The organism is Paracoccus amoyensis (assembly GCF_014490725.1).
GTDB lineage: Bacteria > Pseudomonadota > Alphaproteobacteria > Rhodobacterales > Rhodobacteraceae > Paracoccus > Paracoccus amoyensis.
On sequence record NZ_JACOQL010000001.1, the window covers coordinates 397,280 to 412,280 of the forward strand.

General features: G+C 59.9%; 11 protein-coding genes. 8 read left to right on the top strand and 3 right to left on the bottom strand.

Annotated features, from left to right (window positions below):
• Positions 1-17 precede the first annotated feature (17 nt).
• The gene (betA, locus tag H4P12_RS02080; protein ID WP_187791935.1) at positions 18-1,643 is read left to right on the top strand and encodes a choline dehydrogenase; all 1,626 of its coding nucleotides are present in this window, start codon (positions 18-20) and stop codon (positions 1,641-1,643) included.
• A 39-nt stretch (positions 1,644-1,682) separates the two neighbouring features.
• Here the strand turns inward: betA and H4P12_RS02085 are convergent, their stop codons facing one another.
• On the bottom strand, positions 1,683-2,066 hold the full coding sequence (locus H4P12_RS02085; protein WP_187791937.1) for a winged helix-turn-helix transcriptional regulator: 384 nt from the start codon (positions 2,064-2,066) through the stop codon (positions 1,683-1,685).
• A gap of 87 nt (positions 2,067-2,153) precedes the next feature.
• Here H4P12_RS02085 and H4P12_RS02090 point away from each other — a divergent pair, with 87 nt between their 5' ends.
• Positions 2,154-2,999, top strand: a complete 846-nt coding sequence (locus H4P12_RS02090; protein WP_187791939.1) for an SDR family oxidoreductase — start codon at positions 2,154-2,156, stop codon at positions 2,997-2,999.
• Positions 3,000-3,069: 70 nt separating this feature from the next.
• On the opposite strand, the gene H4P12_RS02095 is transcribed toward H4P12_RS02090, so the two are convergent.
• A complete protein-coding gene (locus tag H4P12_RS02095; protein WP_187791940.1) occupies positions 3,070-3,819 on the bottom strand; it encodes a DsbA family protein in 750 nt (249 codons plus the stop codon).
• A 163-nt stretch (positions 3,820-3,982) separates the two neighbouring features.
• Here H4P12_RS02095 and H4P12_RS02100 point away from each other — a divergent pair, with 163 nt between their 5' ends.
• The 3 genes from H4P12_RS02100 (at position 3,983) to H4P12_RS02110 (ending at position 8,963) form a co-directional block, all read left to right on the top strand.
• A complete protein-coding gene (locus H4P12_RS02100; RefSeq protein ID WP_187791941.1) occupies positions 3,983-5,119 on the top strand; it encodes a pyridoxal phosphate-dependent aminotransferase in 1,137 nt (378 codons plus the stop codon).
• Positions 5,116-6,318: an N-acetylmuramoyl-L-alanine amidase gene (locus H4P12_RS02105; protein WP_187791942.1), complete on the top strand. Its 1,203-nt coding sequence runs from the start codon at positions 5,116-5,118 to the stop codon at positions 6,316-6,318. Before H4P12_RS02100 ends, H4P12_RS02105 begins: the two co-directional genes overlap by 4 nt.
• A 95-nt stretch (positions 6,319-6,413) precedes the next feature.
• Positions 6,414-8,963 carry a penicillin-binding protein 1A gene (locus H4P12_RS02110; RefSeq protein ID WP_187791943.1) on the top strand — a complete coding sequence of 850 codons (2,550 nt, stop codon included), beginning with the start codon at positions 6,414-6,416 and terminating at the stop codon, positions 8,961-8,963.
• A 48-nt stretch (positions 8,964-9,011) separates the two neighbouring features.
• Here H4P12_RS02110 and H4P12_RS02115 read toward each other — a convergent pair whose 3' ends face one another.
• On the bottom strand, positions 9,012-11,249 hold the full coding sequence (locus tag H4P12_RS02115; protein WP_187791944.1) for a hypothetical protein: 2,238 nt from the start codon (positions 11,247-11,249) through the stop codon (positions 9,012-9,014).
• 281 nt (positions 11,250-11,530) lie between these two features.
• Between H4P12_RS02115 and prfB the strand changes: the two genes are divergently transcribed.
• From prfB to H4P12_RS02130, 3 genes are all read left to right on the top strand, one after another.
• The gene (gene prfB, locus H4P12_RS02120; protein WP_187791945.1) at positions 11,531-12,658 is read left to right on the top strand and encodes a peptide chain release factor 2; all 1,128 of its coding nucleotides are present in this window, start codon (positions 11,531-11,533) and stop codon (positions 12,656-12,658) included.
• Positions 12,659-12,767: 109 nt separating this feature from the next.
• Entirely contained in the window at positions 12,768-13,751 is a 984-nt protein-coding gene (locus H4P12_RS02125; RefSeq protein ID WP_187791946.1) for an aldo/keto reductase, read from the top strand.
• 153 nt (positions 13,752-13,904) lie between these two features.
• Complete coding sequence (locus H4P12_RS02130; RefSeq protein WP_187791947.1) at positions 13,905-14,984, top strand: patatin-like phospholipase family protein; 1,080 nt, start codon at positions 13,905-13,907, stop codon at positions 14,982-14,984.
• The last annotated feature ends 17 nt before the right edge of the window (positions 14,985-15,001 follow it).

The following is a 15,001-nucleotide window of genomic DNA, read 5'->3' on the forward strand; positions in this document are numbered from 1 at the left end:
ACGAAAGGGTTTGGGCAATGAAGGCTGAATATGTCATCGTCGGTGCCGGTTCGGCGGGGTGTGCGCTGGCCTATCGCCTGACCGAGGCCGGGCACCGTGTGACATTGATCGAATTCGGTGGCAGCGACCGCAGCATCTATATCCAGATGCCCGGTGCGCTGTCCTATCCCATGAATATGCCACGCTTTGACTGGGGCTTTCACACCCGATCCGAAGAGCATCTGGGCGGGCGCAGTCTGGTGACGCCGCGCGGCAAGGTGCTGGGCGGGTCATCTTCGATCAATGGCATGGTTTTTGTCCGGGGGAACCGCAAAGACTTTGATCACTGGCAGGAATCCGGCGCTGACGGGTGGGGGTATAAGGATGTTCTGCCCTATTTCAAGCGGATGGAGGCATGGCATGGTGGCGCGTCCCCATGGCGTGGCACAAATGGCCCGTTGCATGTCACGCGTGGCAGCCGCCGAAATCCCCTGTTCAACGCATTTACCGAGGCCGGAGAGCAGGCGGGTTGGCCGCATACCCCTGATTACAATGGTGAAAATCAGGAAGGCTTCGGCCCGATGGAGGCAACCATCTGGGGCGGTCGTCGCTGGTCAGCTGCAGCGGCCTATCTGCGTCCGGCAATGAAATCGGGTCTGCTGACCATCGTGCATGGCTTCGCACGGCGTGTCTTGTTTCAAGATAACCGTGCTTATGCCGTTGAAATCGAAAGAAAAGGCATAATCGAATGTGTCGAGGCAGAGAGAGAAATCATCCTGTCGGCCAGTTCAATCAATACACCAAAGCTGCTGATGCTGTCGGGGATCGGGCCTGCCGATCATCTGGTGCAACATGGTATTCCGGTGATCGCGGACCGTCCGGGTGTGGGGGCAAACCTTCAGGATCATCTTGAAATATATATGCAGTATAAGTCTCTGAAAAAAGTGACTCTTTATACCTATTACAATCTTCTGGGCAAAGGCCGGGTCGGGGTGGAGTGGCTGCTGCAGAAAACCGGGCTTGGCGCCTCGAACCAGTTTGAAAGCTGCGGCTTCATCCGTTCCTCGGACGCGGTGGATTATCCCGATATCCAGTATCATTTCCTGCCCTTGGCTGTGCGTTATGACGGCAAGGCGGCGGTCAGCGGTCACGGCTTTCAGGTGCATGTCGGGCCGATGCGATCCAAATCACGCGGCACGGTGCGGCTTGTGTCGAATGATCCGAATGCGGCGCCTGAAATTCACTTCAACTATATGTCGCATCCTGATGATTGGAAAGAATTTCGTGCCTGTGTCCGACTGACTCGCGAAATCTTTGATCAGCCCGCGATGGCGGAATATCGGGGCGATGAAATTCAGCCGGGCGCGGATGTTCAATCAGACGATGATATCGACACCTTCATCCGTCAGCATGCTGAATCCGCGTTCCATCCCTGCGGCACTGCCCGTGTCGGGGCCGAAGACGATCCGCTGGCCGTGGTCAATCCGGAACTCTGCGTGATCGGTACTCAGGGTCTGCGGGTTGCCGACAGCTCTATCTTTCCGCGTATCACCAATGGAAACCTGAACGCGCCGTCCATCATGACCGGGGAAAAGGCGGCAGATCACATTCTGGGCCGGTTCCGGTGCAATACCGGATGGGACAACAGCCTGATCGTTGACTAAGATGACGGGCCAATGATGCGTGACATCAGCGGCCCGCGATCATGCCTGCTGTGGCCGGTGTTGCAGAATTTCGGGCAGATTGACCTCGATCCAGTCGGCCATTCCGGCGACATGCCGGGCAGCTTCGACGCCCAGGGGTGTCAGGCTATATTCCGTCTGCGGCGGCACGACAGGATAGGCAACGCGCAGGATCAGCCCGTGCCTCTCTAACCGCTTCAGCGTTTCGGACAGCATCCGTTCGGACACGCCGCCAATGCGTCGGCGTAATTCGCTGAACCGGTGTGTGCCTTGCTGCAAACTCATCAGGACCAGCACGCCCCATTGACTGGTCATGCTGCGCAGAACCTCTCGGGATGGGCAGGCGGCGGCCATCAGGTTGCCGCGTTGCAGTTTGGTGGAAAGCGGTTCGGGTTGGTGCGACATTTTTTATACTTACGTTTTTGTTGGTTCTTACTATTAGTGAGTATAGGGTCTAAGTCATCACATATCCAGTTCCTGAAGGAGAATATGATGACCATTGCAGTAACGGGCGCCACCGGCCAATTGGGCCAGTTGATTATCGAAGGCCTGAAAAAGGCCGGGCAGGACGAGATTGTCGCCTTGGCGCGCAGCCCGGAAAAGATCGAAAATACCGGGGTCGAAGCGCGTAAGGCCGATTATGACGCCCCCGAAACCCTGGCCCCGGCTTTGGCGGGTGTCGATACGCTGATGCTGGTATCGGGCAGCGAAGTTGGTAAACGCGCGGTGCAGCACAAGAACATCATTGACGCGGCCAAGTCCGCGGGCGTTCGGCGCATTGTCTATACCAGTCTGCTGCATGCCGATACCTCGCCTTTGGTTGATCTGGCGGCCGAGCATGTCAAGACCGAGGCAATGTTGAAAGCGTCCGGCCTTGTCACGACGATCCTGCGCAATGGTTGGTATACGGAAAACTACACTGCCTCGGTCCGGCCCGCCGTTGCCAATGGCGCCTTCTACGGGGCCGCGGGCGAAGGGAAAATTGCTGCGGCCGCGCGGGCTGACTATGCGCGGGCAGCCGTCGCTGTGCTGACAGGGCAGGGACATGATGACGAGGTCTACGAACTGGCGGGCAGCCCTGCCTTTACGCTGGCTGACCTTGCTGCCGAAATTTCGCGGCAGACCGGCAAGGACATCCCCTATGTGAACCTGTCCGAAGCAGACTATGCCAAGGCGTTGGAGGGGGCGGGTTTGCCCGCGCCGGTGGCCGCGATCTATGCCGGTTTTGACGCCGGTGCGGCGCAAGGTGCGCTGGATGGGGATGGCGCGACCCTGGCCAATTTGATCGGGCGCCCAAGCACGCCACTGGCTGACAGCGTCAAGGCCGCACTGGCCTGAACGACAACGGGGGCCGGCGCGATGCCGACCCCCGTTCATGTCGATGTTCATGTCGATGCCGAATGTCGCATCAGCCCTGCTTTTCGCGTTCCGCCTGAACATAGCTTTCAAGCCCGTCCTGCGGCACACCGCGCAGCATTTCATCGCCGATGATGAAGGTGGGCGTGCCCATGATGGCCATGGTTTCGCCCAATTGACGGTTCGCGCGCAGCACGGCGGTGACGGATTCGGTGTTCATCAGGTTGATGACCTCGTCCCGGTCCACGCCGATATCTTCGGCAATCTTGCCAAGCGCGTCCAGAGATGCCGGGCCGCGAAGCTCGATCAGGGCGTCATGGGCTTTCATGTAAGCCTCATCCCCGGCGATCTGCTTGACCGCGACGGCAAAGCGGGCGGACATATCGCTGTCTTCGCCAAGGATCGGGTATTCCTTCAGGATCAGGCGCACATTCGGGTCTTTTTCGATCAGCGCATGCACCTGATCGTTGAAGCGACGGCAATAGCCGCAGCGATAGTCCAGAAATTCGACCACGGTCACGTCGCCTTTGGGGTTGCCGCCGACCCAGCTGTGACCATCGTCAAAGATTGCATCCCTGTTCGACGCGACCAGCAGGCGGTCATTTTCAACCGACTGTTCCTGACGGCGCGATTCCAGCACGTTGATGGATTCCACCAGCACTTCCGGGTTGGCCATCAGATAGTCGCGAACGGCGGTGCCAAAAGCCTCTTTTTCGTCCTCGGTCATGGATGAAATGTCAAAGGACAGGGCCGGGCTTGCAAGTGTCGATCCAAGCAGCAAAGCGGCGATCAGGCGTTTCATGGGTTTCCTCAGTGTTCAGGGTTGGCGGCAACTTGGCCCTTCGCGCGGGTGATGGCAAGAAACTCTGCCACACGGATACGTGAAAGAAGCAGTGATTAAGGCTTGGAGTGAGGCTGCCAGACGCGCTATGACACCGCCAAAAGAAGAAACCCGAGGTCAGAGCATGCGACATTCCGCCCGTGGACAGGTGGACCCGTTCATCGTGATGGATGTGATGGAAGCGGCCACCCGCGCAGAGGCATCCGGTCGCCATATCGTGCATATGGAGGTGGGGCAGCCCGGCACGCCCGCACCCGCAGGTGCGCGGCAGGCGCTGGCTGACGCGCTGTCGCAGCCCTTGGGTTATACGGTCGCACTTGGTCTGCCTGCATTGCGGCAGGGCATCGCGGACCTGTATCGGCGCTGGTATGGCGTCGATCTGAACCCGACCCGTGTTGTCGTGACATCAGGCAGCAGCGGGGCGTTCCTGCTGACCTTTGCCGCGCTGTTCGATGCGGGGGACAAGGTGGCCATGGGCTATCCCGGCTATCCCAGCTATCGCCAGATATTGCGGGCCATGTCGCTGGAACCGGTGGGCATTCTGACCCGGCCCGAGGACCGTTATCAGCCGCGCCCACAGGATTTGCCCGATGATTGTGCGGGGCTGATCCTTGCCTCGCCCGGCAATCCATCGGGCACGGTGTTGCGTCTGGACGAGTTGCGCGGGCTGACCGATGCGGCGGCGGCCAAGGGCATGGCGGTCGTCTCGGACGAGATTTATCACGGCCTTGGCTATGGCGATCGTTGTCATTCCGCGCTGGAAGTGACCGATGACGTGTTCGTCATCAATTCCTTCAGCAAATATTTCAGCATGACCGGCTGGCGCGTAGGCTGGATGGTGGTGCCCGAAACCCATCTGCGCACGGTCGAACGGCTGGCACAGAACATGTTCATCTGCCCGCCCCATGCCAGTCAGGTCGCAGCCCTTGCCGCGCTGGATTGCACGGACGAGGCTGATGCGAACCTTGCCGTTTATGCCGAAAACCGCCGCCTGATGCTGGAAGGTCTGCCCAAGGCGGGCTTCGATCGCATCGCGCCGCCGGAAGGGGCGTTTTATATTTATGCCGATGTGTCGCATCTGACCGACAATTCGCTGGAATTTGCGGCCGAAATTCTGGATCGCGCCGGTGTGGCGGTGACGCCTGGGCTGGATTTCGACCCGGAACGCGGCGCGCAGACATTGCGCTTCAGCTATGCCCGCGCGACCGCAGACATCGTCGAAGGTCTGCGGCGTCTGGCGGAGTTCATGGCGTCCCGATGAAGCTTCTGGCGCTGATCCTTGCATGTCTGACCATGTTGTCACCCGTGGCGGCGCAGGAAACTGCGCGGATCGACATGGGCGCGTCGGCATTGGTGCAGACGGGGCGGGGCTGGTGGCGCAACCCGCCGCTGGAATTGCGCCTGACGCTGGATAAGGCGGTGCCGTTTCGCACTTATGTCGTGGGTGATCCGGCCCGGCTGATCGTCGATATGCGTGGCGTCGATCTGAACGGGGTCAGTCCACAAGACCTGTTTGGCGCTGACAAGGTGCCCGGTATCCGTTGGGGCCGCCATCGTCGCGGCTGGTCGCGGGTGGTGATCGAATTGCCCGGCCCTTACCGTATCGAAACCTCGGCCATGCGAACCACCGCGCCGCAGCCTGAACTGCGTGTCGCCCTGAAGCCGGTATCCGACAAGGATTTCGCGCCGCCGCCAAGCGCCACGGCCGCGTTGCGCGACCTGCCGGACCCGGCAGCCGTTGAAACCGCCGCCCCGGATGACGAATTTGTCGTCGTGCTGGACCCCGGCCATGGCGGCTTTGACCCCGGCACGCAGGTGGATGGCCAGACCGAGGCCAATCTGGTCCTTACCTTTGCGCTGGAACTGCGCAAAGCGTTGCAGGACCGGGGCATCAGCGTGGTCATGACCCGTGATGATGACAGCTTTGTGCGGCTGGAAAACCGGATGACCGCGGCGCGCGAGGCCAAGGCCGATCTGTTCATGTCGCTGCATGCCGACGCGTTGCCCGAAGGTCAGGCGGCGGGGGCCACGGTCTATATCTGGAACCCGAAGGCCGATCAGCAGGCGTCGCAGCAACTGGTGTCCCGCCACGATCGTGACGATCTGATCAGCGGTCTTGATCTGGCCGGCTACGACGATGCGCTGACGGCCGCCCTGATGGATTTTACCCGCACCGACACCCAGCCAAGATCCGAAAACTTTGCCAAATGGCTGACATCGCGCATGGCGCTGATGGGAATCGGTCTGCATGGGCGGCCGGTTCAGGGGGCTAGTTTTTCAGTCCTGAAATCGCCCGACATGCCCTCGGTCCTGCTTGAGCTGGGCTTCCTGTCGGACGACAATGACCGGGCGAACCTGCTGAATCCGCTGTGGCGTCAGCGCATGGTTGCGGTGCTGTGCGAAGCAATCATCGGCTGGAAGCAGGATGAAGTGGCCCGCAGCGCATTGGTGCGGCGCTAACTTGCTGCACGCTTGCGTGACCGGGTTTTGTTGTTTTGACCGCTGCTTGCGCTATCGTTATAGACGGCGATACATCACATAAAGGCGATCCTCTTTTGCTGCGCAGTCTCCTTTCGTTCTTTGGTTCCATTTTCTCGTGGGTCGTCACCGCGCTGTTTTTCGCTGCGCTGACGGTGGGCGGTATTTTCTGGGTTTACTCCCGGGACTTGCCCAGTCACGAAGCTTTGGCCCAATACGCCCCCAAGACCATCAGCCGGATCTATTCGGGTGAAGGGCGCCTGATCGACGAATTCGCCGAGGAACGCCGTATCTTCGTGCCGACCGAAGAAATTCCCGAACTGGTCAAGGAAGCCTTTGTCAGCGCCGAGGACAAGAATTTCTACTCTCATCCGGGCTATGACATTCGCGGTATCCTGAGCGCCGCCTATGAGGCTGCGGCATCGGGCGGCTCCAGCGTGCGCGGGGCATCGACGATCACGCAGCAGGTGACCAAGAACTTCCTGCTGTCCAGCGACCGCAGCATCGAACGCAAGGTCAAGGAAATCATTCTGGCCTCGCGCCTGGAACGGTCACTGACCAAGGATGAAATTCTGGAACTGTATCTGAACGAGATTTATCTGGGTCAGAACAGCTATGGCGTTGCGGCGGCGGCGCAGACCTATTTCAACAAATCGCTTGCCGAGCTGTCGCCCAGCGAGGCCGCCATGCTGGCCGCCATGCCACAGGCCCCCGGTCGCTATCATCCGGTCGAGGCGAAAGACCGGGTGACGGAACGGCGCAACTATGTGCTGCGCGAAATGTGGCAGAACGGTTATATCGACGAAGCCACCTATGAAAGCGAAGCCAAGCTGCCGCTAAGATCGGTGCAGAACGGCGATTATCCGTCTTTCCGTGGTCAGCTTCCTCCACGCGATTATTTCACCGATGAAATTCGCCGCCAGCTCAGCCGAGAGTTCGGGCAGGAGGAATTTTTTGGTGGCGGTCTGACGATTCGTGCGACTGTTGACCCTGGGCTGCAATCGACCGCCGCCCACGCCCTGCAAAAAGCTTTGGAACAGTATGATCGTGGCCTTGGCGTCTGGCGCGGCACCGGGCAGACCATCCCCGCCGACAAGTTGACGAATGAGGCGGCTTGGCGGGGCGCGTTGTGGGAACTGCAATTGCCGCGTGACATTCCCGACTGGTCGCCCGCCGTCGTGCTGGAGGTTGGCGCGTCCGATGCGCGCATCGGCATTGAAGGCATCGAAGAGGACAGCGACGGCCACTGGATTCCCGCAGCCGATGTGCAATGGGCGCGCAAGCGCAACGCCGATGGGTCACTTGGCCGCCGTGCGCAGGTGGCCGGCGATCTGGTCGAGGTGGGCGACGTCGTGCTGGTCCGTCCGATGACCAGCGACGGCGACGGCAAATTCATCCGCTGGACCTTGCGTCAGGTGCCACAGGTTCAGGGTGGCTTCATGGCGATGGACGTGAATACCGGCCGCGTTCTGGCGATGCAGGGCGGGTTCAGCTATGAATCCTCGGTGTTCAACCGTGCGACGCAGGCGATGCGTCAGCCCGGCTCAAGCTTCAAGCCGTTCGTTTATGCCGCGGCACTGGACAACAATTACACCCCCGCCACCATCGTCGTGGACGAGCCGATCCGCATCAACACGCCCTATGGCTTGTGGGAGCCGAAAAACTCCAGCGGGCGCCATTATGGCCCCTCGCCGTTGCGCACGGGCATTGAACAGTCGCGCAACCTGATGACCATTCGGATCGCAGACGATATCGGGATGGAGACGGTTGCCGATTACGCCGAACGCTTCGGCGTTTATGATGATCTGAAGCCGTTCCTTGCCAACGCACTGGGCGCACAGGAAACCACGCTGTTTCGCATGGTTGCCGCCTATGCCATGTTCGCCAATGGCGGCGAGCGGGTCGCACCGACGCTGGTTGACCGCGTGCAGGATCGGCGCGGCCGCACGATCTATCGCCACGACCAGCGCGTGTGCGAAACCTGCGGCATGCAGGCCTTGCCTGCGGGCGCGGGCCCGGTCATCGACAATAACCGCGAACGGGTGATGGATGCGGTGACGGCCTATCAGTTGACCTCGATGATGGAGGGTGTGGTCAAGCGCGGCTCGGGCAAGGGCGTGAACCTGCCCGTTCCGATTGCGGGCAAGACCGGCACCACGAATGACGCGAAAGACGTGTGGTTCATCGGCTATTCATCAAACATCGTGGCGGGTTGCTATCTGGGCTATGACCAGCCGCGTTCGCTGGGCCAGCATGCCTATGGCGGCACCTTGTGCGTGCCGGTGTTCAACGAATTCATGCGTCAGGCTGTGTCGCGTTTCGGTGGCACCGACTTTGCGGTTCCTCCGGGCGGTTACTGGGTCAAGATCGACCGCATTACCGGGCAGCGCCTGTCTGATGATGCCAGCGGCGATAACGTCATCGCAGAATATTTCCGCGACGGCACCGATCCCGACTGGATGTCGCCGCTGATCGTGTCAGGCTTTGGTGACGGAGAGGTCGTTCTGCCATGGAACGCGGGTGGTGGCGCGGGTGGCGGCACGGCTGTCACCACATCGACCGGAGAACGCAAAGTGATCCCAAGCCGGACGGATTTCGGCACCATGTCGTCGGGCGGGCTTTACTGACACGCGATCTGGTCTGATCGGGGGCAAAGGGGGCGGTCTGCCCCCTTTTTACTGCAGCGACGCCGTCACCGGCGGTTCCGCGGCTGTCATGCAGGAACTTAGTCGCGATAACCTTGGTCGGATCTGGGCGTCGTTGCGAAAATCGCAGCTTAACTTGCGGTTCAGGTTATCCTCGATTCCGCAAAAACTGTTCTGATCCAGATACCAGCTGACGGTGTAATTCAGATCGTAAAGTTCCAACGGAAGCTGGGTGAAGCGGGCTTTGTGTTCGGCCTGTTGGACAGGGATATTGTCCCAATAGTTTCGCGCCCGGTCCCATGACAGCTTCTGATGCGAACGCCTTGCGCCGAACAGCGAGGCCAGCGGCGCACCAAACAGCCCTCGGGCAGCTTCCTCCACGTCCGTTTCCCGCCCGGTTGACGGTTTGCAGAGGTCATTTGCCGAAGCTTCACCCGGCTGCGCCGTTGTCAATGCGATCACGCGGGTTCGGGCCACCGCCTCGGCCGGTAAATGACGCAGCAGATCATGGATCGTTTCAATGCCCGAATTGTCGAAATAGCCGCCATCGACATATTGTCTGATATACGGGCCGATCTGCACCCGTGCAGGGGCGGTGACCATTGGAAACCGCGCCGAAATAAAGGCCGCACTGACCACCGGAAAATCGCGTCCCCCCGCAAGATCAAGACGCATCGGCAGGGACAGCTGGCCGTCGCTTGCGGCATGTGAAAACGGCGACAGGATGATCCGGTCGCCCGTGGCCACATGGGTTGCATTCAGCATCAGGGCGGGCACCTGCGCATCTGCAGACCAGCTGTCGGACAATGTATCGGACAAAGCGGTGCTATCCTGCGACAGGAATGCCGCATTATGGACCAGGGCATTTTCAAGTTGCTGGCCGCGCTCTAACCGCCAGGACGGGTCAAGGGACGATACCGGCAGGACCGTATCAACGGCGTCCCAGGTAAACATCCGGGCCAGAACGGGGCTTAGATAATCGCGGCCCAGAATCCGTCGCACCGCTTGCTGGTGGCAATCGGGTTCGGCCCTTGGGCTGTCGCACCAACCGGATTTGCGTATCGCCCAAAAGGTCGTGGCGCCAATTGATCCACCCGAAACGCCGCTGATCGCAAAGATCGAACGGGCGAATTCCGGTCCCTGCAAATCGGTCTGCTTGGCCAGATACATGGCCGTGTAATACGCCGCGAACAGCCCGCCCCCTTCGGCAGCGATCAGACGGATCGGTCCGTCTTTTTCATCTGACGGGCGGGCAGCTTGCCAGACAGCAAAGGCTGCCGTCATCTCTTGTGGCGCGTGGGCAGGTTTCAGCCCGGCGATCAGGTTGCAGCCGCTAAGCGCCAAGCATTCTTTGCCCCTCACGCTGGTCCAGCCCAGGATCGTGGCCGCCATCAACAGCAGGATCGAAGCCGCCACCCGTTCCCGTCGGGACGTTTTTCCGGGGTAGAAGAAGACGGCAAAGCAGTAGGTCGCAGCACCTGTCAGAAAAAGGATGCTGCCCATGCGCCCGGACGCCGCCATGATCAGGCCGATGATCGCAAAGATCAGCGGGATCTGCCCATAACAAAGCGTGGTGGACAGCCGCGTCAGTGCGGCCAGCGCGAAAGCCAGAATGGATATCGCCAGCAATGTCACGGCTATCGGCCCAAACCAGATCGCGATCGAGGGGAATATTCCGATCAAGGCCAGCACCATGGCGGAAATGACGGTCGCGGCCTGGCGATGGTCGCCACAAAAGTCGACGACCACGCGATAGGCGCGCACAAGGAATGTGACCAGATGCCGCCAGAGGCTCGATCGCGTGCTGGACATGGTCGTGCTGGTCATGATGTTGTCGCCGGCAGTCAGATACAGCGCCTCTCGGACACGGTTTCGGGGCAGGAAAACACCGATCCCTGTTGCCACGAACAGCAGCAAAAGAGCCATGAAGGCGATCAGGGCGATCCGTGCGAAATCGCTGACCCGATCTTCGCCCATCAGAATGGCCAGGCAGCCGATTGCTGCGCCCAGCAGGGGCAGGCGCCCCACCCATGTCAGCAGGAGATGCTCGATCTGGGTATTGTGATCGCTGAAATAACGTTCTGTATTCAGGGCGTATCGGGTGGCCTGATGCAGGGTCGGGGGCAGGAAGATGAAGGCCAGCACCGTGGCCAGCCCCGCAAACATGCCCGCGGCGTCTCGCCAGACGTTTTCGACCACGCCCAGCAGCGCCTCATGTGCAGGATCAAGCGTCGCGATGGCTAACGAGAACAGAACTGAAACAAGCAATGGTCCCCACGCATATTCAAGGGCATTGCCGAACTCTTCACTGAACGATGGCGCGCTGCGGGGTTTTTTCCGCTGTCTGATGCTTCCGTCTGACTTTGACATCATCACAGAGCCTTTGCGCAAAATATTACTTTTAAAAGAATACTATCATCACGATTCGCCTGATCCTACTGGGGCAATCTACGCCCGTATCGTTATGACAGCGTGAAAGTGGTCCCGCTCTTGTTCCTTGCGCCCGCAAACGCTATCTGTCCTGCCTGATAAAGCATGAGGATCAGCCAATGCGCGCCGAGACGCAGTCCACAATCGAATCCATCCGCAAATCGCTGACCCTGCTGGGTCAGCGGATGGACTGGCAGACCGCGCCGCATCGTCTGGAAGAGATGAACGCGATGATCGAGGCGGGCGATCTGTGGTCCGATCCGGCCCGCGCGCAAAAGCTGATGCGCGAACGACAGGCGCTGTCGGACGCAATCGAGACGTATCGCCGCATCGACACCGATCTGACCGCCAATGCCGAGATGGTTGAATTGGCCGAGGATGAGGGCGATACCGAATTGGTGGCCGAGGCCGAGGCGAACCTGAAATCGCTGGCCCAGATGGCCGCGCAAAAGGAACTGGAAGCCTTGCTGAACGGCGAGGCTGACGCGAACGATACATTCCTTGAAATCAACGCGGGCGCGGGCGGCACTGAAAGCTGCGACTGGGCCAGCATGCTGGCTCGGATGTATGTCCGCTGGGCCGAGAAGAAAGGCTATGACGTCGAATTGCTGTCCGAGACAGCAGGCGACGAAGCCGGTATCCGCAGCGCCGCCTACAAGATCAGCGGGCACAACGCCTATGGCTGGCTGAAATCGGAATCCGGTGTGCATCGTCTGGTTCGCATCAGCCCCTATGACAGCGCGGCGCGTCGCCATACGTCCTTCAGTTCGGTTTGGGTCTATCCGGTGGTCGACGACAATATCGAAATCACCGTGCCGGATAACGAAATCCGCATCGACACCTATCGTTCCTCGGGGGCGGGTGGTCAGCACGTCAACACCACCGACTCGGCCGTGCGGATCACCCACTTGCCGACCGGGATTGTCGTGACCAGTTCCGAAAAGTCGCAGCACCAGAACCGCGCCAATGCCATGGCCGCGCTGAAATCCCGCCTGTATCAGATGGAGCTGGACAAGCGGAACGCCGAGATCAACGCACAGCATGCCGCCAAGGGCGAGGCTGGCTGGGGCAACCAGATCCGGTCCTATGTCCTGCACCCCTATCAGATGGTCAAAGACCTGCGCACGGGCGAGGAAACCAGCGACACCCAAGGTGTGCTGGACGGCGATCTGGATGCCTTCATGGCCGCGACGCTGGCCCTGGACGTCGCTGGCAAAAGCCGGGCCGAGGCGCGGGGCGAGGATTGATCCACGCCTGATTTTCGTCAGACGGCTGTCTGGCCAACGCGACGGGGATCGGGTTTCCATCCCTGCCGCGCTGCTGCACTATCTGGCGACTGGCTGAAAGGGATCGGCAATGTTGCAGCGACATTTGGGGCAGGGTGGCCCGATGGTCGGCGCGGTGGCGCTTGGCACGATGAATTTCGTTGGCGCCTATGGCCCTGCGGATCGTGATGAAAGCCTGCGCTGCATGGCCGAGTGTCTTGAGATGGGCGTGAACCATTTCGACACCTCGAATGTCTATGGCATGGGCAAGGCAGAAGAGTTGCTGGCCTCGTTCCTGAAAACCCATCGTGACCGGATCGTGTTGGCCAGTAAATGCGGGATAACCCGCAACCCTGATCATCCCTTCGATAACTCGGCCCGGCATATGCGTGACGCGTTGGAAGCGTCACTGACGCGGATGGGCGTTGACCATATCGACCTGTATTATCTGCACCGCCACGAAGCCGAACGTCCCATCGAAGAAGTCATGCAAACGCTTCTGCGCTTCAAGGACGAAGGCAAGATCGGGGCCATCGGTTTGTCCGAGATTGCCCCCGCCACGTTGGAACGCGCGGTTGCGGTTGGTCCTGTCGCCGCCGTCCAGTCGGAATATTCACTGTGGAGCCGTCAACCCGAATTGGGCGTGATGCAGGCTTGTCAGGCCAATGGTGCGGCGCTGGTGGCCTTTTCGCCTGTCGGTCGTGGCGTTTTTGCCCGACGGATGCCCGATCCGGCCCGGTTTGGCGCGGGCGATCTGCGTGCGGGAATGCCGCGGTTTGATGCCGATAACTGGCCGCGCAATCTGATCCGGCTGCAGCGTTTTGCGCAGATGGCGCAGGATCATGACGAAAGCCCTGCATCGTTCGCGATTGCATGGGTGCTGGCCCGTGCGCGCCACATCATCGCATTGCCCGGTTCACGCCGCATCGAACATATGCGCGAAAACCTGCGCGGCGCCGAACTGACCCTGACGCAAGCCCAGTTGGATGAGATTGACGCAATCCTGCCGCCGGGTTGGGCGCATGGCCCGCGATACGGTGAAAACATGTCGCGCGGACCCGAGGTCTATTGCTGATGACGCGACGGAACCGCCGCCTTCAGGGCCAGAGGCGCATCAGGCCGAAACTTTTACAGCAAGTCAGAGTTTCCGACCCTATATCAGTCGAATATCTGCACGACGGCAAGTAACCGTTTAAAGTGCGGTCATGCTTCGAGCAGAGGGACAGTCATGAAAGAAAAAAGTATCAATCTTGCGCTGCAAGGTGGCGGTTCGCACGGTGCCTTTGCATGGGGCGTGTTGGACCGGCTGTTGCAAGAAAACTGGCTGAACATCGCGGCCATCAGCGGGACTTCGGCCGGGGCGCTGAATGGCGCTGCGCTGAAGGCCGGGCTGTCGCGCTACAAAGCCGCACGGGGCAGACAGGCGGCGCGTGAAAATCTTGATGCCTTGTGGACCAATGTCGGGCAGGTCAGCGACAATCGCGTGGTGCAATGGATGCATTCGCTTTTGCCGGTTCCTCCCAGCTTGGGGCGACTGACCGAGATGTTTTCGCCTGCAGCCTGGCTGGACAATTTCACCCGCATTTTCAGTCCTTATGATTACGGGCCGTTTTATGTGAACCCGCTGAAATCGGTTTTGCGCGATCTGCCCTATCCGGATTTCAATAACGAAATCGGCCCGTCTCTGTTCGTCTCCGCGACCAATGTGCGCACGGGGCGCATTCGCATTTTTACCGGACAGGCGGCAACGCCGGATGCGGTGATGGCATCGGCATGTCTGCCGAACCTGTTTCGCGCGGTCGAGATCTATGACCCTGACACCGACCGCGTTGAATCGTTTTGGGATGGCGGCTTTACCGGGAATCCGGCTTTGTTCCCGCTGTATAAGCCGGAATTTCCGCGCGATATCGTCATCGTGAACATCAATCCGCTGATCCGTGACGGATTGCCCAAAACACCCGGCGAAATTTCGGACCGGGTGAATGAAGTCAGCTTTAACAGTTCACTGATGGCCGAACTGCGGTCCATCAACTTTGTAAAGCGGCTGTTCGCGGAAGAGCGTTTGCATAACCGGACGATGAAAAATCCGCTGATCCATATGATTTTGGACGACACCCTGATGAATGATCTGACTGCGCGATCAAAGGTGCTGCCGGGTCCCGGCCTGCTGCATCGGATGAAAACAGCAGGTCAGGTATCGGCTGATGCGTTCATTGAAAAGCATGCCGATGCGCTGAATGAAAAGGATACGGTGGATCTTGCCGCGCTGTTTACCGGGGCCGGGATCATCGATCGCGTGGATGTCTGAAATTTAAGACGGGCCGC

Bases quoted from the DNA above. Each gene is read 5' to 3' on its own strand.
- betA (WP_187791935.1), top strand. From the start codon at position 18: ATGAAGGCTGAATATGTCATCGTCGGTGCCGGTTCGGCGGGGTGTGCG.
- H4P12_RS02085 (WP_187791937.1), bottom strand. From the start codon at position 2,066: ATGTCGCACCAACCCGAACCGCTTTCCACCAAACTGCAACGCGGCAAC.
- H4P12_RS02090 (WP_187791939.1), top strand. From the start codon at position 2,154: ATGACCATTGCAGTAACGGGCGCCACCGGCCAATTGGGCCAGTTGATT.
- H4P12_RS02095 (WP_187791940.1), bottom strand. From the start codon at position 3,819: ATGAAACGCCTGATCGCCGCTTTGCTGCTTGGATCGACACTTGCAAGC.
- H4P12_RS02100 (WP_187791941.1), top strand. From the start codon at position 3,983: ATGCGACATTCCGCCCGTGGACAGGTGGACCCGTTCATCGTGATGGAT.
- H4P12_RS02105 (WP_187791942.1), top strand. From the start codon at position 5,116: ATGAAGCTTCTGGCGCTGATCCTTGCATGTCTGACCATGTTGTCACCC.
- prfB (WP_187791945.1), top strand. From the start codon at position 11,531: ATGCGCGCCGAGACGCAGTCCACAATCGAATCCATCCGCAAATCGCTG.
- H4P12_RS02125 (WP_187791946.1), top strand. From the start codon at position 12,768: ATGTTGCAGCGACATTTGGGGCAGGGTGGCCCGATGGTCGGCGCGGTG.
- H4P12_RS02130 (WP_187791947.1), top strand. From the start codon at position 13,905: ATGAAAGAAAAAAGTATCAATCTTGCGCTGCAAGGTGGCGGTTCGCAC.